The sequence below is a fragment of the Lacinutrix iliipiscaria genome (assembly GCF_042686125.1).
GTDB classification, from domain to species: domain Bacteria; phylum Bacteroidota; class Bacteroidia; order Flavobacteriales; family Flavobacteriaceae; genus Oceanihabitans; species Oceanihabitans iliipiscarium.
The window spans coordinates 150,311-176,771 of record NZ_JBHUOV010000001.1; the positions used below are offsets into that span (position 1 = coordinate 150,311).

Here is a 26,461-nt window from a genome sequence, read left to right on the forward strand (position 1 = left end):
AAAATAACTAAAAGAAAAATTATTAAGTTATATTTACAAGAGCTATTTATTCACAATTTATAATGACCACAAAAGACAAACTTGCTGCACAACGTATTTATCTGTTTTTAGGTGCTTTGTTTATCACTTCTTTAGTAGTTTCAAATTTAATATTTCAGAAATTTTTTTACTGGTATCCTTTTAATATTGAAGTTTATGGCACAAAACTTTTTGAAATTTCAGTTGGTATTTTACCCTATCCTATTACCTTTTTAATTACTGACTTAATTAGTGAGATTTATGGTAAAAAGCGCGCCAATCAAATTGTAATTGCTGGCATTTTTGCTTCGTTTTTTTCAATGCTAATTGTATATACTGCCAATGCTGTACCTGCTACAGATTGGTCTCCCGTAAATGACACCTTGTTTTCAACAGTATTTGGAAGTACTGCAATCGCTGTATTTGCGAGCATGATGGCTTATCTTTTAGCCCAATTTATAGACATTCAAATTTATCACTTTTGGAAACGCCTTACCAAAGGGAAACATTTATGGTTACGCAATAATTTTTCAACCTTCTTATCACAATTCGTAGATACATTTACCATATTGGTTTTATTATGCTCTTTTGATATTATTGCTTGGGACAAATTCGCTGGATTGTTAGTCGCTGGATTCGTTTTTAAAGTTCTAATTGCTGCTTTAGACACACCATTACTTTACTTAGGTGTGTATCTTTTTAGAAAACGTTTTGACCTAAAAGTTAACGAAGAAATCGATTTTTAATAATGCTAAAGTTTTACTAAAATTTAATTTTAGAGCATCCAACTATAAATTTAATACGTAAATACTTACATAAACACAATGTGCTAATGAAGAAAGCTTTAAAAATTACAGGTATTACTTTACTTATTATTGTGGCAATTCTTATTGCCATTCCTTTTATGTTTCAATCTCAAATTAAGGAGATGGTCAAACAATTTATAAATGAAAATCTAAATGCCAAAGTAGAGTTTAGTGATGTTAACCTAAGTTTTTTAAGCAGCTTTCCGCAAGCACATGTTAGTGTTGATGATTTGGTGATTACTAATTTCGAACCTTTTAAAGACGAAACTTTTGCTACAGCTAAATCCATTTCGTTTGATATGTCTATAAAAGAATTATTTAAAACAGCAGATGAAGCACCTATAATCGTTAACGCTATTAAACTTGATGAAGCACTACTGACGCTAAAGACGAATACATTTGGTGATGTGAATTATGACATCGTTAAGAAAAAAGAAAACCAAAAGGCATCTAATGACACTGGAAAAGGCTTCAGTTTTGATGTTGAAGATTACGCTATAAACAATAGCGCTTTTACTTATTTAGATGAAAAATCAAATACTACTATATATATTACTGAGTTAAACCATTCTGGAAAAGGCACTTTTTCTGGAGAGGTTTCAGAATTAGACACAAATACAGAGGCTAGAATAAGCCTAAGTATAGATAGTACGAAATATTTAAATAACAATAACATAAAACTAGACGCTTTATTAGATCTTGATTTAGAAAATAACACGTACACTTTTAAAGAAAATAAAGCTTTAATAAATCAGTTAGCCATAGAATTTCAAGGGGATGTGAAAATGCTAGAAAACGGACAAGAAATTGATGTTTCTTTCGAAAATTCTGGTTCGACGTTTAAAGACTTTCTTGCAGTCATTCCAGAAACTTATTCAAAAAATTTAGACCAAGTACATACAACAGGAGACTTTAGAGTTAAAGGGTTAATAAAAGGAATAAACTCTGAAACAACCATTCCTCATTTAGATATTAATGTCGCTTCAAATAACGCTTCTTTTAAGTATCCCGATTTACCAAAACGTGTTGAAAATATTTCCATAAATGCATCGTTAAAAAACGATGATGGCAATATTGATAATACCTATGTAAATATTGAAAATTTAAACTTTAAAATAGATGAAGACGCTTTTAAATCTTCAGCAACGTTAAAAAACATCACCAAAAACATGCTAGTGAATGCTAATATAGACGGTGTTTTAAATTTAGCAAACATCAGTAAAGCCTATCCTATTTCTTTAGAAAAAGAACTGAGTGGTATTTTAAAAGGAAAATTAAACACGTCCTTTGACATGAATGCCTTAGAAACTAATGCCTATCAACGCATTAAAAACAATGGAAATGTAAGTGTAAGTGATTTTATATTTTCTTCGGAAGATATTGTAAATCCAATCCATATCAGTAAGGCAGACATGACCTTTAACCCTGGAACCGTAGCTTTAAACAATTTTGAAGCAAGAACTGGTAATAGCGACTTAAATGCAACTGGAACCATTAAAAATTTACTCGGTTTTTTATTAAGTGACAGTAAATTACAAGGAAACTTCAAAGTTAATTCTAATACTTTTGCCGTGAGTGATTTTATGGTAGCTGATGATGACGTCGCTTCAGAAAACAAAAAGACAAGCGAAGACGAATCACTTAAAATACCAGCCTTTTTAGATTGTGTTATTCAAGCTGATGCAAAAACAGTATTATACGATAATTTAACCTTAAAGAATGTAAAAGGAAAGCTTAGTATAAAAAACGAACAAGCTGTTTTAGAAAATATGACTTCAGATATTTTTGATGGTGAATTGGCTATTTCTGGATTAGTCGATACTAAAAATAAAACACCACTTTTTGACATGAACCTTGGCGCTAAAGACTTTGATATTTCGCAATCCTTTAAAGATTTAGAACTATTACAAAGTTTAGCACCTATTGCTAAAGCCTTAAAAGGAAAGCTTAACACGACTATACAATTATCTGGTGTTTTAGACCAAAACTTTTCTCCTGAATTGAGTTCTGTTACAGGAAACGCAATAGCAGAATTATTGACTACGAAAATTGAACCCAAAAACACAGCGCTCCTAGAACAATTAAGTGGCGCAGTTAATTTTATTGATTTTGAAAAATTAGATCTTAAAGATTTAAAAACAAAGTTAGATTTTAATGATGGACAAGTACTTGTGAAACCCTTCAATTTAAAATATGAAGACATCAACATTACTGTAGATGGTTCTCATGGTTTTGATAAGACAATGAATTATAATGCGGTCTTTGATGTGCCTGCCAAATACTTAGGAAGTGAAGTCAATCGCTTAATCGGACAAATAAATGATCCTGAAGTTAATAAAATCACCATTCCTGTTATAGCAACTATTGGTGGAAGTTTTACGAAGCCAACGGTTTCAACCGATTTAACAAGTGGTATTACAAAACTCACAAAACAACTTATAGACATTCAAAAACAAAAATTATTAAACCAAGGTACAGAACAACTTAGCGATGTTATTGGTGGTATTTTAGGTGGAAATAATAACGAAGAAAACAACCCTCAAAGCTCAGATACTACTCAAACACAAAGTCCATCAACAACCCCAAATTCAAACATTGAAGAAGGTGTAAAAGATCTTTTAGGCGGATTACTTGGAGGAAAAAATAAGGACAAAACAAAAAAGGATACTGTTAATTAAAAAAAACTTGATAAATCATAATAATTAAACTACTTTTGCATCCACAAATAAATTATCATTTATGTTAAGAATAGAAATTAAAGAGGGTGAAAATATAGAACGTGCATTAAAACGTTACAAGCGTAAACACAGAAATGTGAAAGTAATGCAAAACTTAAGAGAAAATCAATTTTTCACTAAGCCTTCTGTAAAACGCAGACGCCAGATTCAAAAAGCAAGTTATATTCAAGGATTAAGAGACGCTGAAGACATTTAGTCGTTACTCCCTTTTATAAATATATACAAAAACACGCTTCTAAATGAAGCGTGTTTTTTTTGTGTCTTAATCTACACCTATTTCTACTACCAACCCTTCATTTGCTCTCACATTAAAAACAGTTTGGTCATCAAAAATGAGGTATTGCCCTTTAATTCCTACTAATTTTCCAGAATAGCTTCCCTCTTTTTTAATATTTAAACTTTTAGGGTTTTTTGGATATTGATTTACTGGAAACTCTAAATGTGTTTCTGCATTATTTTCAATAAAATAATCTTGAGCTTCCTCAGGAATATACGCTTTCAAACGCTCACGCCAAACGACCAAGTCTTCATCAACAATATCATTCTTTAGCATGGTTCTCCAATTTGTTTTATCAGCAACGTGATCTTTTAAAGCAACTTCTGTAATGCCTGCTAAATACCTGTTTGGCACTTCAACAATTTCAATAGCTTCATGAGCGCCTTGATCTATCCAACGTGTAGGTACTTGACTTTTTCTTGTCACGCCCACCTTCACATTACTAGAGTTGGCTAAATACACAATGTGTGGTTGTAGTTGCACTTTCTTTTCGTAAGTTAAATCCCGATCTTCTTTATCTAAATGTGCAGTACTTAATTCTGGACGCATAATCCAATCTGCAGCTTGAGGAATATCAAAAAAACAGCTTTTACAAAACCCTTGACGATAAATTTCTTTATTCAAACCGCAGTGTAAGCATTGGTATTTCACAAACTTTAAATGCAGTGTTTTATTTAGTAACTGGTTCATATTTAGGAAATCAGTCTCAAACACCAAATAATATTGAATTGGTTGGGCTAACTCGGTTTCCATTTTTGTTAAAACACCTTGGTAGAACATAAAAAAAAGTCTTATTTTTAAGCTTTATAAAGATACTATAAATATGGCAATTCCAATAGTCAATTCTATTGCTTCCTGGTTTTTAAAAAAACGATTTCATCAAATTGAATTGTTTTTAAAATATCCTAACGAAGTGCAAAATGAATTGCTATTACTTCTTATAGATACAGCAAAAGACACTGAAGTAGGAAAGACTTACGACTTTGCTTCTATAAAAAATTATTCCCAATTTGCCGAACGTGTTCCTGTTTCTACTTATGAGGATTTACAGAAAAGTATTGAACGTTCTCGTAAAGGCGAAAACAATATTTTTTGGCCAACACCTATTAAATGGTTTGCCAAATCTAGTGGTACAACAAGCGCTAAAAGTAAATTTATTCCTGTGAGTCAAGACTCCTTAGAAGATTGTCATTATGCCGCAAGTAAAGATTTATTATGTATGTATTTAAATAATAATGAAGACTCACAATTATTTACAGGGAAAGGGTTACGCTTAGGAGGTAGTAAAGAGTTATACAAAGAAAATGGAACTGTTTTTGGTGATTTGAGTGCTATACTAATAGACAACATGCCTTTTTGGGCAGAGTTTAGTAGTACTCCTAGTAATAAAGTATCACTGATGAGTGACTGGGAGCATAAAATGCAAGCTATTGCTGATGAAACTATAAATGAAAATGTAACTAGTCTTGCTGGCGTACCGTCTTGGATGCTTGTACTTCTAAACAATGTATTAGAGCGTACAGGAAAAAATAATGTATTTGACGTTTGGCCAAATTTAGAAGTGTATTTTCATGGAGGTGTAAGTTTTACTCCTTATCAAGATCAATATGAAGCGATTCTGCCTAAAAACAATTTTAAATATTATGAAATTTATAATGCTTCTGAAGGTTTTTTTGCCATTCAAGATAAAAACAATTCTAATGAATTATTATTGATGCTAGATTATGGCATTTTTTATGAATTTATTACGATGGAAACTTATGGCACTCCTCAAGAAAAAATAATCCCCTTAGCAGAGGTAGAAATTGGAAAAAATTATGCTGTGATAATTACTACTAATGCTGGCTTATGGCGTTATAAAATTGGTGACACTGTAAGGTTTACCTCTATAAATCCTTATAGGATTAAAATCTCAGGAAGAACTAAACACCATATAAATGCATTTGGCGAAGAACTGATTATTGAAAATGCTGAAGACGCACTAAAAAAAGTATGTAAAAAGACAAAAGCTGAAATTGTTGATTTTACGGGAGCTCCAATATTTATGAAAGGTAAAGAGAAGGGAGCTCATGAATGGCTTATTGAATTTAAGAAACCGCCTAACGACATTCATCTATTCAATGAATTATTTGATAACGCCTTAAAATCGTTAAACTCAGACTATGAAGCGAAACGGTATAACAACATGACACTTAACAAGCCAACTATACATATTGCCAGAGAGCAATTATTTTATGATTGGTTAAAACAACATGATAAACTGGGAGGACAACATAAAGTACCTAGGCTATCTAATTCAAGACAATATATTGATGAGCTACTTAAATTAAATGAATAACTGTCATTCAACGAAGAAAAACGCCCTCTTTTTTCTTACAACGAGTATTATTTATAGTTGGTCTAAAACCGCTAAACATTCTTAATATTAAATATATATTTACATTGCTATTAATCGAATACTACATAATGTTTTAGTATTAATTATCATATCCATGATAAAGAAAGAAGCCCAAGCTCAAAGCTTGGGTTATTTTTTTTAGAATAGAATCAACTAAAAAGTTTAAGTTTTTTAACAAAATCATTAGGATGTGACAGAAAAATGATTCGCTCTTTATTTATAATTTCACCTATACTCTCAGGATTACCAGAAACTAATAATGGAGTTGTACTCTGCTCTAATATTTCATCAACACGTTGTTCAAATGACACTTGACTTGGGGTTACAAACATTGACAACAAGGCTGTGGGTTGTGTAGTATCAATAACTTCTTTGATGTTTTCAATAGGAACATTCTGACCTAAATAATAGACTCTCCAACCCAACTCTCTAGCTATATAATACGCTAACAACAATCCTATCTCATGGTATTCCTCCTCAGGAAGGAACATTACAATAGATGGGGAATCCTCTTTGGGAGCTGGCAACATATCAATAGCGACAAAAATTCTTTTTTTAATAAGGTTAGAAATGAAATGTTCTTGAGCTGGCATAACTTTATTTAATCCCCAAAGCACGCCGACTTGATGTAAAAAAGGGTAAATCAAATCAATAGTAGTCGATAACAAGCCTTTTTTTAATACTTGAGATTTAATAATCTCATCAAATTTTTCTTCATTCAATTCAAGCGTACTTAAAACAAGAGTGCTTATTTCATCTTCAATATTTGTTCCAATAATTTGCTTGGTAATTATATCATATATTTCACCCTCAGATAAATTATCTATCTTCGAAATACGATATCCATTTCGATTTAGAATACTAATATTTAATAATTTCTTTAATTGTTCTCCCGAATAATATCTAATATTAGTATCAGTCCTATGAGGTTCTAAAAAACTATATCTAGATTCCCATTTTCTCAAAGTATGTGCTTTAATACCTGTTAAAGTCACAATTTGAGCCATTGTATATTTACTCATGTCTAATTTTTATTGAACGAAGTTAAACAAAAAAAGGATAAAAGAATAGAAAAATATTATTTCTTGTCTAAGTTTTTTATATTTTTCTTTGACATTAAATAATATTAATGTAGTTTTGTCTAAGTTTAACAATAAATATATTAGACAATATGAAAACGAAATTCTTTTTTACCGTATTATTTAGTTTAACATTACTAGTTACATCGTGTAGTAATGATGACGACAATTCAATCTCAACGCCAACCCCTAACATTGTAGAAATTGCTCAAGCTACACCTGATTTAAGTTTATTAGTAGATGCCTTAATCCAAGCAGATGCTGGATTAGTAGATCTTTTACAAACTGATGGTCCTTTCACTGTTTTTGCTCCAACAAATCAAGCTTTTGCTGATTTATTAGATGCCTTAGGACCTGATTATACCAGTTTAGCTGATTTTAATACTGCCGATGAAAAAGCACTACTAGCTAACATTTTAACTTATCATGTTGTTTCTGGCACTGCTGCTTATTCTACAGACTTAAGTAATGGTCAAATGATAAATACAGCTCAAGGAGAAACCATAACAATAAACTTATCTGGCGGTGTATTTATTTCAGATGCTTCTGATACTGATGCTGAAGTAGCAATAGCCGATGTTGCTGCAAGTAATGGTGTGGTTCACGTTATTGACAAAATATTATTACCTGAAGATGTAGCAAATAGCTTAAGACCAAACATTGTTGAATTAGCAATGGCTACTGCTGACTTAAGTCTTCTTGTTGATGCGCTTGTGCAAGCTGATGCTGGATTGGTAGATCTACTACAAACTGATGGACCATTCACTGTATTTGCACCTACAAATCAAGCTTTTGCTGATTTATTAGATGCCTTAGGCCCTGATTACACAAGTTTAGCTGATTTTGATACAGCAGACGAAAAAACATTACTAGCAAATATATTGTCCTATCATGTCATTACATCTCAAGCCTTATCTACTGATCTATCTAACGGACAGATGATTAACACAGCATTAATGGGTGAGTCTATTACGATTAACTTAACTGGAGGTGTTTTCATTGAAGATTCTACAATGACTGACGCTGAAGTTATTGCTGCTGATGTCTTAGCAAGCAATGGTGTGGTTCACATTATAGACAAAGTATTACTTCCTAATTAAACTATTCAATCCATCCACTAATGGTTGAATACACAAACCGACAACCACTAAAGTTGTCGGTTTACTTTTTTTAAAACTTCTAATTTATGTCAAAACAAAAAATTATAATTATTGGCTCCGGTTTTTCTTCACTATCTGCATCATGCTATTTAGCAAAGAAAGGATATGATGTGACAATTTTAGAAAAAAATAAAACCGTTGGAGGCAGAGCGAGACAGTTAAAAAAAGACGGGTTCGTTTTTGATACTGGCCCAACTTTTTATTGGATGCCTGATGTTTTTGAACGTTTCTTTAATGATTTCAACACCTCAACAAACGATTATTACAAACTCAATAAACTGAATCCTGCTTATGAAATCTATTTTGGGAAAAATGATTCCATTAAAATCTCTGATAATTTTGAAGACATTAAAAACACATTTGAATCTATTGAAAAAGGGAGTGGAAATAAACTTCAAAAATTTATCAATAAAGCACATGTCAACTATGAAATAGCTATTAAAGATTTAGTTTATAAACCTGGTGTAAATGTATTCGAAATCATAAATAAAAAAACATTTTTAAAGCTTTATGAGTTTATTTTAACTATCAAACAACAAGTCTCTGGTTATGTCCAAGACAAGAAACTTCAAAAAATACTAGAATTTCCTGTACTCTTTTTAGGAGCTAAACCTAGTAACACACCTTCTTTTTATAATTTTATGAATTATGCCGATTTTAAATTAGGCACTTGGCATCCAGAAGGCGGCATGTATGAAGTTGTAAAAGCTATGACTACACTTGCAAAAAGCTTAGGCGTCACAATTATAACAGAAAGTGCTGTTGAAAAAATTGATACAGTACATAAAAAAGTCACTCGAGTTTTAGCTAATAACCAATGGTATTCATGTGACATTTTATTAAGTGGTGCCGATTACCATCATACGGAAACTTTGCTTCAAAAAGATTTAAGACAATATTCAAATCAATATTGGGATAAAAAAATATTTGCGCCTTCAGCATTACTATTTTATGTAGGTTTCAATAAAAAAATTGAAAATGTTTCACATCATACGCTATTCTTTGATACTGATTTTGATACGCATGCAAAGACCATTTATGATACGAAGGAATGGGCAGAAAAACCTTTGTTTTACGGAAGTTTTCCAAGCATAACTGATGCTTCATCTGCGCCTAACGGAAAAGAAGCTGCTATTTTCTTAATCCCTATTGCTCCTGATATTGAGGACACTCCTGAAATAAGACAAAAATATTTCGATCAACTAATTAATCGTGTAGAATCAATAACTGGAGAATCGCTTAAAAACAGCGTCCTATTCCAGGAGTCTTATTGTGTGAAAGATTTCAAAAACGATTATAATTCTTATAAAGGAAATGCTTACGGACTAGCAAACACACTCATGCAAACTCATGTGTTAAGACCTAAACTGAAAAGCAAAAAAGTTGACAATTTATATTTCTGTGGACAGTTAACAGTACCTGGTCCTGGTGTACCTCCATCTTTAATTTCTGGTAAAATTGTTAGCGATTTAATTTTAAAGCATCATAAAAAATGAAAGCACTATTTGATCAATCAAGTTTAAAATGTAGCAAGGTCGTAACAAACGCTTATAGCACTTCCTTTTCTCTAGGCATCAAATTATTTGCGCCTTCCATTCGACCTGCTATCTATGCCATATATGGCTTCGTTAGGTATGCCGATGAGATTGTAGATTCTTTTGAAGATTACCCTCAAAGCGAATTATTTCATGATTTTGTAGACGAATACAACAAAGCACTCAAACGAAGAATAAGTTTAAATCCTATTATTAATTCGTTTCAAGAAGTTGTTCATAATTATGAATTATATGAATATGCGTTAGATTTCTTAAAACGCATGGAAGCCGATTTACATGTAAAAGATTATACGACAACTGAAGATTATGAAAATTACATTTATGGTTCTGCTGATGTTGTAGGACTCATGTGTCTTCGGGTTTTTGTCAACAATGATAATATTCAATTTAACGCATTAAAAAATTCGGCTAAACATTTAGGCTCAGCGTTTCAAAAAGTGAACTTCCTCAGAGACATTAAAGATGACATTGAAAATTTAGGGCGTTCATATTTCCCTAATTTATCAAACAATACATTAAATAACTCTTCTAAAGCCGATATAATTGAAGATATTGAAAATGACTTTCATGATGCCTATAAAGGAATTATTAAATTACCATTAGAAAGTAGATTAGGCGTTTACATAGCCTATAGATATTATTTAAAATTACTTAATAAACTGAAATATGCCGATTCAGACAAAATATTAAAAGGTAGAATTCGAATATCAAATACTTTAAAGGTATACATACTCACCAAATCGTATCTACGATATAAGTTTAATATAATTTAAAATCATGAATTTTCTGTTTTTCATTCTTACAACAATAGGTACTTTTTTACTCATGGAAATTGTGACTTGGTTGACCCATAAATATGTCATGCATGGGTTTTTATGGTATTTACACAAAGACCATCATCAGCCAAAATACCAACATACTTTTGAGAAAAACGATGCGTTCTTCGTTATATTTGCGATTCCAAGCATCTGTTTATTTTATTTTGGTCTTTTACCAAGTTTAAACTTTATGTTTTTTATAGGGTTAGGAATTTTTTTCTATGGAATAACTTATTTTTTAATACATGATGTTCTTATTCATCAGCGATTTAAATGGTTTAAAAACACCAAAAACAAATACCTTTTAGGATTGAGAAAAGCACACAAAATGCATCACAAACATTTAGACAAACCAGATGGTGAATGTTTTGGAATGTTGTTAGTGCCGAAAAAGTATCATAAACAGTATAAATAAAACCCATGCAATCTTACACTTATCTTTTAATTGATTTATTATGTATTGCTATTCCATTTATATCTAGTTTTTATCCAAAGCACGCTTTTTACAAAGAGTGGAGCCCTTTTTTTAAAGCAAATATAATTATTGCAATACTATTTCTGACTTGGGATTATTTCTTTACAGAATCAGGTATTTGGGGCTTTAATTCTGATTATCTTTTAGGCATATATTTCGGAAATTTGCCTCTAGAAGAAATCTTGTTTTTTATTTGTATTCCTTATGCTTGTGTATTTACTTATTTCGCTTTAACATACCTTATAAAGAACAACCCATTAGATAAAATTCAAAAACAAATCACCTTCATATTGATATTTGGATTACTCGCTTTGGCTATTGTAAATTCTGATAAGCTTTATACAGCAATCACTTTTTTAAGTACAAGTTTGTTTCTAGTTTATTTGGCTTATAAAAAGCAAAACTTAGCCTTTCACTACTTAAGTTACTTTACAATTCTACCCTTTTTCTTTATGAGCAACGGAATACTTACTGGAAGTGTTCTTGCTGAAGCAATAGTTTGGTATAATAATACTGAAAATTTAGGCTTACGCATTGGAACGATACCAATTGAAGACTCTGTTTATGGGTTGTTACTTGTTTTTATGAACATTGAATTGTATCGCTATTTCAAAACCCGTTCACTATAAAATATAAAAAAACCATCTGTAAACGTATTCACAAATGGTTATATAAAAATGAAATGAAATACAATTAAGAGACTGCTTTCAATTTCTTGATCGTTGTTTTAGTTAGTTTTTCTTCTGCGTAAGCTTTAGTTACATTTAGTTTTTTCTCTTTACTTCCTGGTAATTCAAACATGGCATCAGTTAGAATTTCTTCACAAAGTGAACGTAAACCACGTGCACCCAATTTATACTCTATAGCTTTACCAACTATAAAATCTAACGCACCATCTGTAATACTAAATTCAATCTCATCCATTAAAAACAACTTTTTGTATTGTTTAACAATGGCATTTTTAGGCTCTGTTAAAATAGCTCTTAGAGTATTAGCATCTAAAGGATCCATATAAGTTAGCACAGGAAGTCGTCCAATAATTTCTGGAATTAATCCAAAGTCTTTTAAATCTTTTGGAATAATATATTGTAATAAATGATTTTGGTCGACCACCTCATCACTCATAGAAGCGCTATAACCAACCGCTTGCATGTTTAATCGTTTAGAGATGACACGTTCAATACCATCGAAGGCACCACCTGCAATAAATAAAATATTTTCAGTATTGACCTCAATAAATTTTTGATCAGGATGTTTGCGTCCTCCTTTTGGTGGTACATTTACAACAGTTCCTTCTAATAATTTAAGTAACGCTTGTTGCACACCTTCACCAGAAACATCACGTGTTATCGAAGGATTATCACTCTTACGTGCAATTTTATCAATTTCATCAATAAAAACGATCCCCTTTTCTGCCTTTTCAAGATTGTAATCTGCCGCTTGTAGCAAACGTGTCAAAATACTTTCAACATCTTCACCAACATATCCAGCTTCTGTAAGTACAGTCGCATCAACAATGGCTAAAGGCACATTAAGCATTCTGGCTACCGTTTTTGCCATTAACGTTTTTCCTGTTCCTGTTTGACCAACCATAATAATGTTTGACTTTTGAATTTCAATATCATCATCAGTAGGTGGTTGTAATAATCTTTTATAATGATTATATACCGCAACAGACATTACTTTTTTAGTTGCTTCTTGGCCAATAATATATTCGTCTAAAAACCCTTTGATTTTCTGTGGTTTACGAAGCACTAACTCTGCAGACAAATCATTATTATCGCTTTGTTTAGATTCTTCTACTACAATACCATGTGCTTGCTCGATACAACGATCACAAATGTGAGCGTCTAATCCTGCTATTAATAAATTAGTTTCAGGTTTTTTACGACCACAAAACGAACATTCTAAATCTTCTTTTGCCATTAGTTCTTAAGTTTGAAATGCGATTTAGTTTCTCACTAAAATCTCATCAATCATTCCGTATTCTTTCGCCTTATCAGCTTTCATCCAGTAATCACGATCACTATCTGTATATACTTTGTCGTAATCTTGTCCTGAATGCTTACTTATAATTTTATAAAGTTCTTCTTTTAAAATTAAGATCTCACGCGCTGTAATTTCAATATCACTAGCTTGTCCTTGAGCACCACCTAACGGCTGATGAATCATCACGCGAGAATGGGTTAAACCACTTCGCTTTCCTTTTTGTCCAGCACATAGTAAAACCGCTCCCATTGATGCTGCCATTCCTGTACAAATAGTAGCAACATCTGGCTTTATAAATTGCATCGTATCATAAATTCCAAGTCCTGCATATACACTTCCTCCTGGAGAGTTAATATATATTTGAATGTCTTTAGAAGAATCTGTACTTTCTAAAAACAGTAGTTGAGCTTGTATAATATTAGCTACTTGGTCGTTAATTCCAGTACCTAAAAAGATAATTCTATCCATCATTAAACGCGAAAACACATCAAATATAGCGATATTCATTTGGCGTTCTTCAATAATGTTTGGTGTCAAGCTTGTTGGATACATACTGCTAATTATCTTGTTATAGTATGTACTGCTTATACCTTGATCTTTTATTGCAAATTTTTCAAATTCTTTTCCGTAATCCATAGGTTAATTTAAATTTTAAATAAATAAAAAGGCGTTGAATGTTAATTTCAACGCCTAAATATAGGGATTTATTCTTTATAAGATGTTAACTTATTTATCTCCATAAACTTCTTTTACAAAGTTTTCGTAAGTCACTTCTTTAGTTTTAATGTTTGCTTTTTCTTTATAAAGTGCTAACAATTTCTGACTAACTAATTGTTCTGATATACGACGTGCTTCATCTTGATTAGACAATACACGAGCAGAAATATCTTCTAATTCTTTATCTGATGGGTTCATTTGACCAAATTGAGCCATTTGCATTCTTATCATATTCTTAGCATGATCTTTAATATCTTCAAGAGTGACTTGAATATTATTTTCTGTGATGAGCTTGCCTTCAATTAATTGGTAACGTAAGCTTTTTTCCGATTTTTCGTATTCTTCTTTAGCTTGTGCTTCATCTAATTGTTGTTCTCCTGCAGTCTGCATCCACTTCTGTAAAAATTCTGCAGGCAAATCAAACTTGGTGTTTTCTACTAAATATTCAGTAATATCATTTAACAATTTCTGGTCACCTTGTTGCACAAATTGCTTTTCTGCATCTTCTTTAATCTTTTCTTTTAGTTCGGTTACCGATTTTACGCCATCTTTACCAAATAGTTTATCGAACAACTCTTGATCTAAATCAGCTAACTCTCTTTGGTTGATTTCAGTAACTGTAAAAGTCACTTCTATATCTAAACCATGCGCATCATCATGTTGAATTTTCAAAGCATGCATTAATTCATGATCATCGCTATAAAGCCCTTTGGTTTTAAGTGTAATAACATCTCCTATTTTAGCACCAATGAATTTTTTAGCATTTGCAGCACCTTTAAATTTATCTAAAGTTAAAGTCACTGTATTGTCTATCTCTTTATCTTCATTTTTGAAAGTCCCAGTAACTTCACTGTCTTTTTCAATAACGGTTTGAGAGATTAATTTACCATATTGTTTTTGAATATTTTCAATCTGGTCATTAATCATTTTATCACCAGCAACAATATTATAATGTGTGATTGCTTTTTTACTTTTTAAGTTCACTTCAAATTCTGGAGCTAAACCTAATTCAAACTCAAAAGAAAAATCACCTGCATCCCAATCAATTTCATCTTGTGTTTTTGGTAAAGGCTGTCCTAAAACGTCTAATTTCTCTTCGGTTAAATATTTATTTAAAGCATCTTGTAAAAGTTTATTCACTTCATCTACTAAAACTGCTTTTCCATATTGCTTTTTAACCATTCCCATTGGCACATGACCTTTTCTAAATCCTGGAATGTTAGCGGTTTTACGGTAATCTGATAAGATTTTTTCGATTTTATCACTATAATCTTCTTTAGCGATATCTACTTTTACTACCGCATTTAATGCATCAATGTTCTCTCTTGTAATATTCATTATAAATGATATAAAGCCCTTAATTGGACGTTTAACATTAGTTTCTTTTACCTAAAAAAGGAGTGCAAAAATACTACTTTTTTACACTCCAGCAAAGTTTTTAACGTATTGTAAACGAGACTCGTTCTTATAAAAAAAATTATGCTTAAATAATTACATCTAAGAGTCTTAGTTAGATGACTTTTTATCAGCCTTTAAAAAGGAATGTAATAACGACTGTAAGACACATAAAAGGACACTAAATAACATTGCAGTCCAAAAGCTACTTACTGCAAAACCATCAATAAATTTATCTGCTAAAAGAATAATGCAGGCATTAATAACAAACATAAATAAACCAAGAGTTATGATGGTTATTGGCAATGTCAAGATGACCAAAATAGGTTTAACAATGAGATTTAGAATAGACAGCACTATAGCGACTATAACTGCGGTAGTATAGCCATCTACGGTTACTCCATTTAAAATATTAGCTAATGCAAATACAGCAATAGCGTTTAGTAAAAGTCTTATTATTAAATTCATGGTATTAAGTTTATTTAATTAGTAAGTAACTTTTGAAAATCGTTACAGCCTAATTTACGAAATCTAAAACAGCTTGATAGAAAGCTTTAGGGTTTTCTGCATGCAACCAATGACCAGCATTTGCAATTGTTTCTATTTTGGCTTCAGGAAAATGTCTCTTAATTATAGCTTCGTCATGTATAGCAATGTATTCACTTTTATCGCCACGAAGAAACAAGGTTGCCTCACTAAATTTTGCATGAATTGGCAAAGCTTCGCCAACTTCGCTTACGTTCTCTTTTAATACTTCAAGATTGATGCGAAGCGCTAGTTTTCCTTTTTCAATCCAATATAAATTTTTGAGTAAAAATTGGCGTGTTCCAAAATCGGAAACATATTGAGATAATACGTTATCGGCTTCACCTCTACTTTTTAATTGTTCAAAATCAAGAGCACTTAATCCTTCCAAAATAGCATCATGATGAATAGGATAAAATCGTGGCGAAATATCGGCAACAATTAATTTAGACACTAGTTCAGGATATGTAGTTGCAAACAACATGGCAGTTTTTCCGCCCATTGAATGTCCTAATAATATAATATCATCTAATTTATGTGCGTCGCAGTATGCTTTTAAGTCTTCAACTAAAACCTCATAATTAAATAAATCATCATGAAAACTTCGTCCATGATTACGTTGATCTACTAAATGCACTTCAAAATTATTTTCAGCAAACTGATTGCCTAATGTTTTCCAGTTATCGCTCATCCCTAAAAAGCCATGAAGTATGATAAACGGTTTACCTTGTCCGATGATATTAGAGTATAATTGCATTACTTGAGTTTATGTAAATACATTTGGATTACATTTTCTACACCTAGATACAAGCTTTCCGAAATAAGAGCGTGACCAATAGAAACTTCTAATAAGCCTGGAATATGATCTTTAAAAAATTTAATATTATCTAAAGACAAATCATGTCCTGCGTTAACCCCTAAATTTAAACGATTAGCTAATTCTGCACACGCTGTATAAGGCTCAATAGCACTTTCATTTCCTAAACCATATTGATGTGCAAAGGCTTCTGTATATAATTCAATACGATCGGTTCCAGTAACTTTAGCACCTTCAATTTGTTCTAGTACAGGATCGACAAAAATAGATGTTCTTATACCATTTTGTTTAAACTCTTTAATCACTTCAACTAAAAAGTCTTTATGTTTAATCGTGTCCCAACCTGCATTACTGGTTATTGCATCAATACTATCTGGAACCAATGTAACCTGTGTAGGTTTTATCTCTAAAACCATATCAATAAACTTAGGTATTGGATTACCTTCTATATTATATTCTGTATAAACTTCAGGTTTTAAATCGTAAGCATCTTGATAACGTATATGTCTTTCGTCTGGCCTAGGATGCACTGTAACACCTTCTGCTCCAAAACGCTGAACATCTTTTGCAAACGCAACCACGTTAGGCAAATCTCCACCTCTTGAGTTTCTTAAAGTTGCAATCTTATTAATATTTACACTTAATTTTGTCATTCTTGAAGTTTTAAAGCACAAAAATACAAAGTAGAACACGCTTATTGTACTATTTTTTTGATTAATTTGCAGAAGAAAAACAGTGTGAAATGAATCTTCCTGATTATATTATAAACGACATAAAACCACTAGCTATTTCCGATAGTATTCGCGATTTACAACATTTATTTAATCAATTGACCTATTCACATATTCCAATTAAAAATGAAGAAGGCGTTTATTTAGGTTGTATTTCTGAAACTGATGCTCATTGTTTTGATAGTACAAAACCTTTAAAAGAATATGTTTACTCAACAGAAGGTTTTTTTGTCCGAAAAGACACTAATTGGCTAGATGTTCTTGAAGCCTTTGCGCAGAATGGCACCAACATTATGCCTGTTTTAAGTCACTCAAACAATTATTTAGGCTATTATGAGCTAAATGATATTATTAGTCTCTTTAATGAAACTCCATTCTTCTCTGAAGCTGGAGCAATTTTAATAATTGAGAAAAACCTAAACGATTACTCCTTTAGTGAAGTCAGTCAAATTGTAGAGTCAAATGACGGGAAAATTTTAGGTGCTTTTATATCAAAAATTGAAAATGATGTTGCAGAAATAACCCTTAAAATAGGCAACACAGGATTAAACGACATCATGCAAACGTTTAGGCGTTATAGTTACAATGTAGTTTCTGGGCATGAAGAAGATAGTTATCTTGAGAATTTAAAAGAACGCTCAGATTACTTAAACAAATATCTTAACATGTAAGCATGAAAGTAGCCATTTATAGTCAGTTTCAAAAAAACAAACCTCTAAAATCTCTTGAGGTCTTACTTGATGTACTCCACAAAAAACATATTGATACATTTATTGAAGCTTCTTACTTCAAGAAAACAAAGAATAAAATAAAAAAGGACATAAAGACAAACACGTTTACCGAACTAGACAATACTTACGATTTACTTATTAGTATTGGTGGCGATGGAACCATTTTACGTGCTATTACTTATGTTAAAGATTTAAACATTCCTATTGTAGGTATAAATACTGGAAGATTAGGATTTTTAGCCACTATTCAAACAGATGATATCGAAGCTGCTTTTAATGATATATTAAATAAAAATTATAAAATATCAGAACGAAGTTTATTATCTCTAGAAACACAACCAGAAAACAACTCTATTAAAGATTTAAACTTTGCACTTAATGAGATTGCAGTAAGCAGAAAAAATACAACATCAATGATTACGGTTGAAACCAAGCTAAACGAGGAGTATTTAACCTCTTACTGGAGTGATGGTTTGATTCTTTCAACTCCTACAGGATCTACTGGCTACTCTTTAAGCTGTGGAGGTCCAGTAATAACTCCTGATGCCAAAAGCCTTGTATTAACTCCTATTGCTCCTCATAACTTAAGCGCAAGACCTTTAGTTATACCAGATTCAACTGAAATCGAACTTAAAGTTAGCGGACGTGAGGACCACTTCTTAGTTTCGCTAGATTCCAGAATTGCAACTTTACATAATTCAGCTGTAATTAAAATTAAAAAAGCAGCTTTCACTATAAAAATGATAGAATTACAAGAAGAAAGCTTTTTAGATACGCTTCGAAAAAAACTACTTTGGGGCGAAGACAAGCGCAATTAAACAATAATTTAAAGGAAAAACTGTTTTAAGCACATACAATTTGGCTCAAATTGTTATAGGCTAATCTTATTTATTATATTTGCAAACTTTTGGTTATATATGAGGTATTTATTAATAATTTTTATAAGTGTGTTAACATTACAGCTAACTCAAGCGCAAACCTATGAAATAGGTCTATTTGCTGGTGGAAGTAATTTTATAGGTGATGTTGGCTCTACTAAATACATCAATCCTAAACAACCTGTTTTTGGTGGTATTTTTAAATGGAATCGAAGTTCAAGACACTCATTTAGATTCACACTTCTTTATTCAGAATTAGTTGGAGACGATTTAAAATCAGATGATCCTAGAAGAAAAGAAAGAGGCTATAAATTTAACAGCCATATCATTGAAGCTTCATTAGGCTTAGAGTTTACGTTCTTCGATTTTAACTTACATAGTAGAAAAACCAACTCTACACCTTATTTATATACTGGAATAACTGTTGCTAAACATGATAACTTTCATTTTAGCCCTTCAGGAAATTTTATAAACGATAATACTTACAGCTTTGCTTACGGTATTCCTATGGTCTTAGGCTATAAAACCCAATTAAGTGAAAGTCTTATTATAGCAGCAGAAATTGGTGCTAGATATACTTTTTCTGATGAAATAGATGGTAGTATCCCAGACGCAGAAGGCTCTATTGAAAACGCCTCTTTTGGAAATATAAATAATAATGATTGGTATGTTTTTACTGGTCTTACACTAACCTATACTTTTGGAGAAACTCCATGTTATTGTGCATTTTAAATGAGTCTGAAGGAAAACATAAATACAAACCATTTACCAAAACATCTTGCAGTTATTATGGATGGCAATGGTAGATGGGCTAAGCAGAAAGGTATGATTCGTGCTTTTGGTCATGAAAATGGAACAAGAGCTGTTAGAGATATTGTTGAAGGAGCTGCAGAACTAGGGATTGAAAACTTAACTCTTTATGCTTTTTCTACTGAAAACTGGAAAAGGCCAAAATTGGAAGTACAAACTTTAATGAAGCTCTTGGTAAGTTCATTAAAAAAAGAGATCAAAACACTTCAAGATAACAATATCAAATTGTTTGCTATTGGAAATTTATCGGCACTACCTAAAAAAGCTCATCAAGAACTTTTAGAGGTCATTGACAACACAAAAAAGAATAACAGAATGACTCTAACTTTAGCTTTAAGCTATGGTTCGAGAGAAGAAATATTAAATACAGTTAAAAAAATAGCTGTTAAAGTTAAAAATAATATAATTTCGCCAGAAAATATTGATGAATCAGTTATAAATGAGCATCTTTACACGCGAAATTTACCAGATGTAGATTTACTGATTAGAACAAGTGGAGAACAACGTATTAGTAACTTCCTGCTTTGGCAAATAGCCTATGCAGAATTGTATTTTACAGAAACGTTATGGCCAGATTTTAAAAAGGAAAACCTATACGAGGCGATTATAGAATATCAAAAAAGAGAACGACGATTTGGGAAAACAAGTGAACAACTTAGCTAAATTAATGCCACCATTAAAAATAACCGCTAAACAATTTTTAGCCCTATTAATAACACTATTTAGTTTAAGTACTTTTGCACAAGAAAATACATTTACTAAAGGCAACAAATATACTATTGGAGATATTTCAGTAAATGGAAACACTTCGTTTAGTGAACAAACTATTATTACTTACTCTGGTTTAAGAAAAGGAAGTGAGATACAAATCCCAGGAGAAGATATTAGTAGTGCAATAAAAAAATTATGGAATTCTAACCTTTTTAATGATATTGATATTTACCTCAATAAAGTTGAAGGAAATGTAGCCTATCTTGAAATTAGATTATCTGATTTACCAGAACTTAATGAATTAAAAATTAATGGTGTAAAAAGAAAATCTAAAAGAGAGACTATTATTAAAGAAAATAAACTTGAAAAAGGAGTTAAAGTTACCGAAAACTTAATAACGACAACCAAGAATTACTTACAGAACAAATATAAAAAAGAAGGATTTTTGAACACAAAAGTTTCTATAAACACCATAGAAATTAAAGATTCTTTAAATAAACCTAAAGTCAATATGGTCTTATATATTGATAAAGGAAAAAAAGTTAAAGTCAAAGACATCGTCTTTTCTGGAAACAATGTGTTAACCGATGGTAAGTTAAAAAGAGCCATGAAAAACACAAAAAAAAGAAACTTAGTTAGAGTTTACAAACGTTCTAAATATATAGAAGAAGATTACAAAACCGACTTAGTTAGCCTAATCGACAAGTATAAAGAGAATGGTTATAGAGATGCTCGCATATTGTCTGATAGCTTAATCGTAAACGATGACAAAACGGTCTCCTTAAACATAAACCTTGAAGAAGGTGAACAATATACCTTTGGAGATATTACTTTTATAGGAAATACTGTTTACTCTGATGCTGTATTAAAAAGAAAACTTCGTATTAGTAAAGGCGAAACTTATAATGGGGTCTTATTACAAGAACGTATTGCAGACGATTCATCTCCAGATGCAGACGACATTACCAACCTTTACCAAAATAACGGTTATTTATTCTCTAGAATTAATCCTGTTGAAGTGAATGCTGAAGGCAATGTTATTGATATGGAAATAAGAATCTCTGAAGGTAAACCAACTTACTTTAACAATGTTACCGTAACAGGTAATGATGTTACTAATGATAAAGTTATTTACAGAGAATTACGTACACGTCCTGGACAGTTATACAGTAAAGCAAATGTAATTCGTACCATTAGAGAGTTGAGCCAACTTGGTTTCTTTGATGCGGAGCAAATTAGCACCAATTTCCCTAACCCAAACCCTAATGAAGGAACCATAGATTTAGAGTATGGTGTGGTTGAAACTGGATCTAGCCAAATTGAACTGCAAGGTGGTTATGGTGGTGGTGGCTTTATTGGTACGCTGGGTTTATCATTTAATAACTTCTCAATAAAAAACATCCTAAACAGAAAAGCTTATACACCTGTACCTAGAGGTGATGGTCAAAAATTATCTCTGCGTTTACAGGCAAGTCGTTTCTTTCAAACTTATAGTTTCTCATTTACAGAACCTTGGCTTGGTGGTAAAAAACCTGTACAGTTTTCAACATCTGTATCACATTCCAAACAATTTTTATATGATTCTCAAACTGGAAATGCAGACAAAAGTAAACGTTTCAATATTACGGGACTCTCTGTTGGTTTAGCAAAACGTTTATCTGCACCAGATGATTATTTCACCCTCTCACAAGCAATAAGTTTTCAGCATTATGATTTAAAAAACTATAATACAGGCTTATTTACTTTTGGAGATGGTAACTCTAACAACCTAGCCTACACTATTGGTTTAAGTAGAAATAACACATATAATGATCCTGTATTCCCTACTGGAGGATCTAACTTTACAATGAGTGCTAAATTATCTCTTCCATATTCATTATTTAATAATGTAGATTATGCTGCATTACAAGAAGAAAGAGAAGAACAATTAGAAATAATAAATGATAGTAATAATAATGCAGTCGTAATCAATGAAGCTTCAGCCAGAGTGGGTGAAATTGATCAAGAGCGTTTTAGATGGTTAGAGTTTTATAAAATTAAATTTAAAGCAGATTGGTATTCTCGCTTAATTGGTAAACTTATTCTAAAACCTAGCTTAGAATTTGGTTTCTTAGGCGCATACAATAACGATAGAGGTGTAATCCCTTTTGAACGCTTCTTCCTTGGTGGTGATGGTTTAGGTAGCTATAGTTTAGATGGAAGAGAGGCTATTGCTCTGCGTGGTTATCCTAACCAATCTTTACAACCAGTAAATGAAAACAATCAAGTGTCTAATGATGGAGGAACGATTTATAATAAATTCTCTTTAGAGTTACGTTACCCTATAACTTTAAAACAATCGGCTAAAATATATGTCCTTGGATTTCTTGAAGGCGGAGTCTCTTACAATGATTTTCAAGACTATAACCCTTTTAATTTAAAAAGATCTGCTGGTTTAGGTTTACGTATATTTATGCCTGCATTTGGACTTTTAGGAATAGATTTCGGACACGGATTTGATCCTATTCCTGGTCAAGGAACTCAAAAAAGTGGTTGGGAAACACACTTTATAATTGGACAACAATTTTAGTTTGGCACGATATTTTCTATTAACAATTTGATTATTTATTGCAAGAATTAAAATTTTTAAAATTAAAATTCGTTAATTTTGGAGAGTTTAATTCAAAAAGCGACAGAATTTACAAATAATCAATCTGTCTCCTTTAGAATTTATAAGCCATAAATTATAAAATATGAAACAGATGAAAATAAAAGTTCTTTTTTTACTGGCAGTTGTATTTATGCTAAGCTTTTCTAGTCATGCACAACGTGGCGTGAGAATTGGTTATATTGATACTGAATACATTTTAGAAAATGTCCCTGAATATCAAGAAGCTTCTACTCAACTAGAAAGCAAAGTTCAAAAATGGAAAACTGAAATTGATGGACGTTTAGGTGAAATTGAACAAAAACGTAAAGATTTAAGTAATGAAAAAGCGCTTTTAACTAATGAACTTATTAAAGAGCGTGAAGAAGATATCACTTTTGAAGAGTTAGAAATCCTAGATTACCAACAAAAACGCTTTGGTCCAAATGGTGATTTAATGATTCAAAAAAGACAGCTTATTCAACCAATACAAGATCAAATTTTTGCCGCAGTACAAGATATTGCTTCAACAAAAAAATTCGATTTTATATTTGATAAATCTGCAGATGTCGTCATGCTTTACTCAGCAGACCGTTTTGATTTAAGCGAACAAGTGATAAGAGCCATTAAACGCTCTTCAAAACGCGAACAAGCTAGTTCAAGAAAAGACAGAAAAAATGCTGAAGAAGAAGATGTTGTTCCAGAAATACACGAAGGCTTAGACGAAAGAAAAAAAGCTTTAGAAGAAAAAAAAGCGGCTCGCGCTGCTGAAGCGGCTCAACGAAGACAAGAAATTCTTGAAGCTCGTGAGGCCAAAAAAGCAGCAGCACAGAAAAGAAGAGATAGTATTATTGAAGCACGTAAAAATGCAAAAGAAAATAAACTAAACGAAAGAGAGAATACTGAAGAAACCGAAGAAAGCACAGAGGCTAGCGAAGATGATGCTAACAAGGTCATGAGTGATGAAGCTTCTAAAACTGAAGAAAAGGTTGCTGAAGAGGTCGAAGAAGATGAAGAAGAAGGTGATGGCGCACAAAAACCATTAACTGACAGAGAAAGACGTAAACAAGAACTTGAAGAACGTAAACAAAGAATATTAGAAGAGCGTAGAAAAGCAAAAGAAGAACGCGAAAATAATGAAGCCAACGATGAAGATGGCGACGAAAATTAACAATTATAACACATATTAACACTTTTAAAATGAAACACATTAAAACCCTATTATTAGCAGTAGCTTTATTTATTGGAGGAACTAGCTTTATGCAAGCACAAAGCAAAATTGCCCATATTAATACTCAAGAGCTTATTGCTGCAATGCCAGATATGGCCGTAGCGCAATCTGAAATGGATAAACTTGGTAAAACTTACGAGGCTGACATTAAAGCTATGGTGACTGAATACCAAAACAAAATGAAATTATACGAAGCTGAAGCTGCGACTAAAACTGACGAGGAAAATCAAAAACGTTTCGCTGAAGTACAAACAATGCAACAGAATATCCAACAATTTCAAGGTGAAGCACAACAACAAATGCAAAAGAAAGAAATTGACTTGCTAAAGCCTATTACTGAAAAAGCTAAAGCGGCTATTTTAAAAGTTGCTCGTGCTCAAGGATTCCAATACGTTATGGACTCTACTCAAGGTGGTGGCGTAATCATGGCAGATGGTAAAGACTTACTTGCTGATGTTAAAAAAGAATTAGGTTTCTAATAAACATTTCAAATAAACTATTATAAAGCTGTCTTTTACAAGGCAGCTTTTTTATTTTTGTAGTATGGAGCAAACTATTGGTATTTTTGATTCTGGTGTTGGAGGGACTTCCATTTGGAAAGAACTCAACACATTATTACCTCATGAACATACTATTTATTTAGCAGATAGCAAGTATGCGCCTTATGGCTCAAAATCTAAAGACGAGATTATTGCGCTTTCTAAAAAAAACACCGAGTTTCTACTAAGTAAAGGATGTAAAATAATTGTTGTGGCTTGTAATACTGCAACCACCAATGCTATTCATTATTTACGAGAACATTACAATGTGCCTTTTATTGGTATTGAACCTGCGATTAAACCTGCAGCTTTAAATACAAAAACTAAAGCTGTTGGCATTTTAGCCACTAAAGGAACGTTATCAAGTGAACTATTTCATAAGACTACAGATTTGTTTGCTAATGGCATTAAAGTCGTTGAGCAAATTGGAGAAGGTATTGTGCCCTTAATTGAAAGCGGAAAAATAGCTTCTGATGAAATGAAAGCCCTTTTAAAAATGTATATGAAACCTATGCTAGATGCTAATATAGATTACTTAGTCTTAGGATGTACACATTATCCTTATTTAGTACCTCAACTATTAGAATTAATTCCTAGCCATATAAAAATTATAGATTCTGGTGAAGCAGTAGCAAAACAAACTGAAGCTGTATTAAGGCAACATGAATGTTTAAACCATACCACCAACACACCAACGCTTCAATTTTATTCTAATGGTAACCCTAAAGTCATGTCTCAACTTTTAGGGGATTCTTATACTGTTGAATATCTCGACTTTTAGTTTGCGTTAGTGATTGCAATGGCATCCTTTTTATGCTGAGTTTAAACGCTTAATAAGATGCTAAAAGCATTTAGCATAAAAAGATATAATGGAAAGCACGACCAAGACTTTCTGTCTTGGTAACGCCCAAAACAAGCTAAGCTTTAAACCAACTTGAATACTCAATATAGTTTTCGGCAATGCGATTAATCTCGCCAGAAATAAGTTCCTGACTAATAGCCTTTACCTTTTTTGCTGGCACTCCTGCATAAATACTGCCTGCCTCTACTCTAGTGTTTTTTGTAACTACTGCGCCTGCCGCAATTATACTATTACTTTCTATAACACAATCGTCCATAACAATACTTCCCATGCCTATTAAAACATTGTCGTGAATCGTGCAACCATGTACAATGGCGTTATGACCAATAGACACGTTATTTCCTATTGTTGTTGGTGATTTTTGATAAGTGGCATGAACGACAGCGCCATCTTGAATATTGACATTGTTCCCTATTTTAATAAAGTGAACATCGCCTCTAACCACAGCATTAAACCAAATACTACATTGGTTTCCCATGGTGACTTCGCCAACAATCGTGGCATTTTCTGCGATATAACAATCGTCTGGTATGACTGGTGATTTTCCGTTTACTGGCTTTATGATTGGCATAAA

26 protein-coding genes are annotated in these 26,461 nt (G+C 32.0%); 17 read left to right on the top strand and 9 right to left on the bottom strand.

What is annotated here, in order from left to right:
- Positions 1 to 62 precede the first annotated feature (62 nt).
- From ACFS5M_RS00680 to rpsU, 3 genes are all read left to right on the top strand, one after another.
- Positions 63 to 764: a queuosine precursor transporter gene (locus tag ACFS5M_RS00680; RefSeq protein WP_183484350.1), complete on the top strand. Its 702-nt coding sequence runs from the start codon at positions 63 to 65 to the stop codon at positions 762 to 764.
- A gap of 86 nt (positions 765 to 850) precedes the next feature.
- Positions 851 to 3,502, top strand: coding sequence for an AsmA-like C-terminal region-containing protein (locus ACFS5M_RS00685; RefSeq protein WP_183484353.1), 2,652 nt, complete (start codon positions 851 to 853; stop codon positions 3,500 to 3,502).
- Positions 3,503 to 3,563: 61 nt separating this feature from the next.
- Positions 3,564 to 3,758: a 30S ribosomal protein S21 gene (rpsU, locus tag ACFS5M_RS00690; protein WP_183484356.1), complete on the top strand. Its 195-nt coding sequence runs from the start codon at positions 3,564 to 3,566 to the stop codon at positions 3,756 to 3,758.
- A 66-nt stretch (positions 3,759 to 3,824) separates the two neighbouring features.
- On the opposite strand, the gene ACFS5M_RS00695 is transcribed toward rpsU, so the two are convergent.
- A complete protein-coding gene (locus ACFS5M_RS00695) occupies positions 3,825 to 4,619 on the bottom strand; it encodes a DUF2797 domain-containing protein (protein WP_183484358.1) in 795 nt (264 codons plus the stop codon).
- A gap of 43 nt (positions 4,620 to 4,662) precedes the next feature.
- On the opposite strand from ACFS5M_RS00695, the gene ACFS5M_RS00700 reads away from it, so the two are divergent.
- On the top strand, positions 4,663 to 6,177 hold the full coding sequence (locus ACFS5M_RS00700; RefSeq protein ID WP_183484361.1) for a GH3 auxin-responsive promoter family protein: 1,515 nt from the start codon (positions 4,663 to 4,665) through the stop codon (positions 6,175 to 6,177).
- A 209-nt stretch (positions 6,178 to 6,386) separates the two neighbouring features.
- Here ACFS5M_RS00700 and ACFS5M_RS00705 read toward each other — a convergent pair whose 3' ends face one another.
- On the bottom strand, positions 6,387 to 7,259 hold the full coding sequence (locus ACFS5M_RS00705) for a MerR family transcriptional regulator (RefSeq protein WP_183484364.1): 873 nt from the start codon (positions 7,257 to 7,259) through the stop codon (positions 6,387 to 6,389).
- Positions 7,260 to 7,408: 149 nt separating this feature from the next.
- Between ACFS5M_RS00705 and ACFS5M_RS00710 the strand changes: the two genes are divergently transcribed.
- From ACFS5M_RS00710 to ACFS5M_RS00730, 5 genes are all read left to right on the top strand, one after another.
- On the top strand, positions 7,409 to 8,416 hold the full coding sequence (locus ACFS5M_RS00710; RefSeq protein WP_183484367.1) for a fasciclin domain-containing protein: 1,008 nt from the start codon (positions 7,409 to 7,411) through the stop codon (positions 8,414 to 8,416).
- 86 nt (positions 8,417 to 8,502) lie between these two features.
- Complete coding sequence (locus tag ACFS5M_RS00715) at positions 8,503 to 9,972, top strand: phytoene desaturase family protein (protein ID WP_183484370.1); 1,470 nt, start codon at positions 8,503 to 8,505, stop codon at positions 9,970 to 9,972.
- Entirely contained in the window at positions 9,969 to 10,805 is an 837-nt protein-coding gene (locus ACFS5M_RS00720) for a phytoene/squalene synthase family protein (protein WP_183484373.1), read from the top strand. The genes ACFS5M_RS00715 and ACFS5M_RS00720 overlap by 4 nt, the downstream gene beginning before the upstream one ends.
- Positions 10,806 to 10,809: 4 nt before the next feature.
- Positions 10,810 to 11,265: a sterol desaturase family protein gene (locus ACFS5M_RS00725; protein ID WP_183484376.1), complete on the top strand. Its 456-nt coding sequence runs from the start codon at positions 10,810 to 10,812 to the stop codon at positions 11,263 to 11,265.
- Between the two features lie 5 nt (positions 11,266 to 11,270).
- A complete protein-coding gene (locus tag ACFS5M_RS00730; RefSeq protein ID WP_183484379.1) occupies positions 11,271 to 11,954 on the top strand; it encodes a lycopene cyclase domain-containing protein in 684 nt (227 codons plus the stop codon).
- Between the two features lie 64 nt (positions 11,955 to 12,018).
- On the opposite strand, the gene clpX is transcribed toward ACFS5M_RS00730, so the two are convergent.
- The 6 genes from clpX to ACFS5M_RS00760 all read right to left on the bottom strand — a co-directional run bounded on the left by clpX (position 12,019) and on the right by ACFS5M_RS00760 (position 17,421).
- Positions 12,019 to 13,251, bottom strand: a complete 1,233-nt coding sequence (clpX, locus tag ACFS5M_RS00735) for an ATP-dependent Clp protease ATP-binding subunit ClpX (protein WP_183484382.1) — start codon at positions 13,249 to 13,251, stop codon at positions 12,019 to 12,021.
- Positions 13,252 to 13,275: 24 nt separating this feature from the next.
- Entirely contained in the window at positions 13,276 to 13,950 is a 675-nt protein-coding gene (gene clpP / locus ACFS5M_RS00740) for an ATP-dependent Clp endopeptidase proteolytic subunit ClpP (protein WP_183484385.1), read from the bottom strand.
- A gap of 90 nt (positions 13,951 to 14,040) precedes the next feature.
- Positions 14,041 to 15,369 (bottom strand): trigger factor, encoded by a 1,329-nt coding sequence (gene tig, locus ACFS5M_RS00745; RefSeq protein WP_183484388.1) that lies wholly within the window; start codon positions 15,367 to 15,369, stop codon positions 14,041 to 14,043.
- 168 nt (positions 15,370 to 15,537) lie between these two features.
- A complete protein-coding gene (locus ACFS5M_RS00750; protein ID WP_183484391.1) occupies positions 15,538 to 15,894 on the bottom strand; it encodes a phage holin family protein in 357 nt (118 codons plus the stop codon).
- A gap of 49 nt (positions 15,895 to 15,943) precedes the next feature.
- Positions 15,944 to 16,708, bottom strand: a complete 765-nt coding sequence (locus ACFS5M_RS00755; RefSeq protein WP_183484394.1) for an alpha/beta fold hydrolase — start codon at positions 16,706 to 16,708, stop codon at positions 15,944 to 15,946.
- Positions 16,708 to 17,421 carry a pyridoxine 5'-phosphate synthase gene (locus ACFS5M_RS00760; protein WP_183484396.1) on the bottom strand — a complete coding sequence of 238 codons (714 nt, stop codon included), beginning with the start codon at positions 17,419 to 17,421 and terminating at the stop codon, positions 16,708 to 16,710. Before ACFS5M_RS00760 ends, ACFS5M_RS00755 begins: the two co-directional genes overlap by 1 nt.
- An 89-nt stretch (positions 17,422 to 17,510) precedes the next feature.
- Here ACFS5M_RS00760 and ACFS5M_RS00765 point away from each other — a divergent pair, with 89 nt between their 5' ends.
- From ACFS5M_RS00765 to murI, 8 genes are all read left to right on the top strand, one after another.
- On the top strand, positions 17,511 to 18,170 hold the full coding sequence (locus ACFS5M_RS00765) for a CBS domain-containing protein (RefSeq protein ID WP_183484399.1): 660 nt from the start codon (positions 17,511 to 17,513) through the stop codon (positions 18,168 to 18,170).
- 2 nt (positions 18,171 to 18,172) lie between these two features.
- The gene (locus ACFS5M_RS00770; RefSeq protein WP_183484402.1) at positions 18,173 to 19,048 is read left to right on the top strand and encodes an NAD kinase; all 876 of its coding nucleotides are present in this window, start codon (positions 18,173 to 18,175) and stop codon (positions 19,046 to 19,048) included.
- Positions 19,049 to 19,147: 99 nt separating this feature from the next.
- A complete protein-coding gene (gene porG / locus ACFS5M_RS00775; protein WP_183484405.1) occupies positions 19,148 to 19,840 on the top strand; it encodes a type IX secretion system protein PorG in 693 nt (230 codons plus the stop codon).
- Entirely contained in the window at positions 19,841 to 20,581 is a 741-nt protein-coding gene (locus tag ACFS5M_RS00780; RefSeq protein ID WP_183484408.1) for an isoprenyl transferase, read from the top strand.
- 4 nt (positions 20,582 to 20,585) lie between these two features.
- A complete protein-coding gene (locus ACFS5M_RS00785; protein ID WP_183484411.1) occupies positions 20,586 to 23,198 on the top strand; it encodes a BamA/OMP85 family outer membrane protein in 2,613 nt (870 codons plus the stop codon).
- A 172-nt stretch (positions 23,199 to 23,370) separates the two neighbouring features.
- On the top strand, positions 23,371 to 24,426 hold the full coding sequence (locus ACFS5M_RS00790) for an OmpH family outer membrane protein (RefSeq protein ID WP_183484415.1): 1,056 nt from the start codon (positions 23,371 to 23,373) through the stop codon (positions 24,424 to 24,426).
- A gap of 29 nt (positions 24,427 to 24,455) precedes the next feature.
- The gene (locus ACFS5M_RS00795) at positions 24,456 to 24,965 is read left to right on the top strand and encodes an OmpH family outer membrane protein (protein ID WP_183484418.1); all 510 of its coding nucleotides are present in this window, start codon (positions 24,456 to 24,458) and stop codon (positions 24,963 to 24,965) included.
- Between the two features lie 64 nt (positions 24,966 to 25,029).
- Positions 25,030 to 25,806: a glutamate racemase gene (gene murI, locus ACFS5M_RS00800; RefSeq protein WP_183484421.1), complete on the top strand. Its 777-nt coding sequence runs from the start codon at positions 25,030 to 25,032 to the stop codon at positions 25,804 to 25,806.
- Positions 25,807 to 25,942: 136 nt separating this feature from the next.
- Here the strand turns inward: murI and ACFS5M_RS00805 are convergent, their stop codons facing one another.
- A complete protein-coding gene (locus ACFS5M_RS00805) occupies positions 25,943 to 26,458 on the bottom strand; it encodes a gamma carbonic anhydrase family protein (protein WP_183484425.1) in 516 nt (171 codons plus the stop codon).
- Positions 26,459 to 26,461: the final 3 nt, after the last annotated feature.

Coding starts and splice junctions, on each gene's coding strand:
- ACFS5M_RS00680 (WP_183484350.1), top strand. CDS start 63: ATGACCACAAAAGACAAACTTGCTGCACAACGTATTTATCTGTTTTTA.
- ACFS5M_RS00685 (WP_183484353.1), top strand. CDS start 851: ATGAAGAAAGCTTTAAAAATTACAGGTATTACTTTACTTATTATTGTG.
- rpsU (WP_183484356.1), top strand. CDS start 3,564: ATGTTAAGAATAGAAATTAAAGAGGGTGAAAATATAGAACGTGCATTA.
- ACFS5M_RS00695 (WP_183484358.1), bottom strand. CDS start 4,619: ATGTTCTACCAAGGTGTTTTAACAAAAATGGAAACCGAGTTAGCCCAA.
- ACFS5M_RS00700 (WP_183484361.1), top strand. CDS start 4,663: ATGGCAATTCCAATAGTCAATTCTATTGCTTCCTGGTTTTTAAAAAAA.
- ACFS5M_RS00705 (WP_183484364.1), bottom strand. CDS start 7,259: ATGAGTAAATATACAATGGCTCAAATTGTGACTTTAACAGGTATTAAA.
- ACFS5M_RS00710 (WP_183484367.1), top strand. CDS start 7,409: ATGAAAACGAAATTCTTTTTTACCGTATTATTTAGTTTAACATTACTA.
- ACFS5M_RS00715 (WP_183484370.1), top strand. CDS start 8,503: ATGTCAAAACAAAAAATTATAATTATTGGCTCCGGTTTTTCTTCACTA.
- ACFS5M_RS00720 (WP_183484373.1), top strand. CDS start 9,969: ATGAAAGCACTATTTGATCAATCAAGTTTAAAATGTAGCAAGGTCGTA.
- ACFS5M_RS00725 (WP_183484376.1), top strand. CDS start 10,810: ATGAATTTTCTGTTTTTCATTCTTACAACAATAGGTACTTTTTTACTC.
- ACFS5M_RS00730 (WP_183484379.1), top strand. CDS start 11,271: ATGCAATCTTACACTTATCTTTTAATTGATTTATTATGTATTGCTATT.
- clpX (WP_183484382.1), bottom strand. CDS start 13,251: ATGGCAAAAGAAGATTTAGAATGTTCGTTTTGTGGTCGTAAAAAACCT.
- clpP (WP_183484385.1), bottom strand. CDS start 13,950: ATGGATTACGGAAAAGAATTTGAAAAATTTGCAATAAAAGATCAAGGT.
- tig (WP_183484388.1), bottom strand. CDS start 15,369: ATGAATATTACAAGAGAGAACATTGATGCATTAAATGCGGTAGTAAAA.
- ACFS5M_RS00750 (WP_183484391.1), bottom strand. CDS start 15,894: ATGAATTTAATAATAAGACTTTTACTAAACGCTATTGCTGTATTTGCA.
- ACFS5M_RS00755 (WP_183484394.1), bottom strand. CDS start 16,708: ATGCAATTATACTCTAATATCATCGGACAAGGTAAACCGTTTATCATA.
- ACFS5M_RS00760 (WP_183484396.1), bottom strand. CDS start 17,421: ATGACAAAATTAAGTGTAAATATTAATAAGATTGCAACTTTAAGAAAC.
- ACFS5M_RS00765 (WP_183484399.1), top strand. CDS start 17,511: ATGAATCTTCCTGATTATATTATAAACGACATAAAACCACTAGCTATT.
- ACFS5M_RS00770 (WP_183484402.1), top strand. CDS start 18,173: ATGAAAGTAGCCATTTATAGTCAGTTTCAAAAAAACAAACCTCTAAAA.
- porG (WP_183484405.1), top strand. CDS start 19,148: ATGAGGTATTTATTAATAATTTTTATAAGTGTGTTAACATTACAGCTA.
- ACFS5M_RS00780 (WP_183484408.1), top strand. CDS start 19,841: ATGAGTCTGAAGGAAAACATAAATACAAACCATTTACCAAAACATCTT.
- ACFS5M_RS00785 (WP_183484411.1), top strand. CDS start 20,586: ATGCCACCATTAAAAATAACCGCTAAACAATTTTTAGCCCTATTAATA.
- ACFS5M_RS00790 (WP_183484415.1), top strand. CDS start 23,371: ATGAAAATAAAAGTTCTTTTTTTACTGGCAGTTGTATTTATGCTAAGC.
- ACFS5M_RS00795 (WP_183484418.1), top strand. CDS start 24,456: ATGAAACACATTAAAACCCTATTATTAGCAGTAGCTTTATTTATTGGA.
- murI (WP_183484421.1), top strand. CDS start 25,030: ATGGAGCAAACTATTGGTATTTTTGATTCTGGTGTTGGAGGGACTTCC.
- ACFS5M_RS00805 (WP_183484425.1), bottom strand. CDS start 26,458: ATGCCAATCATAAAGCCAGTAAACGGAAAATCACCAGTCATACCAGAC.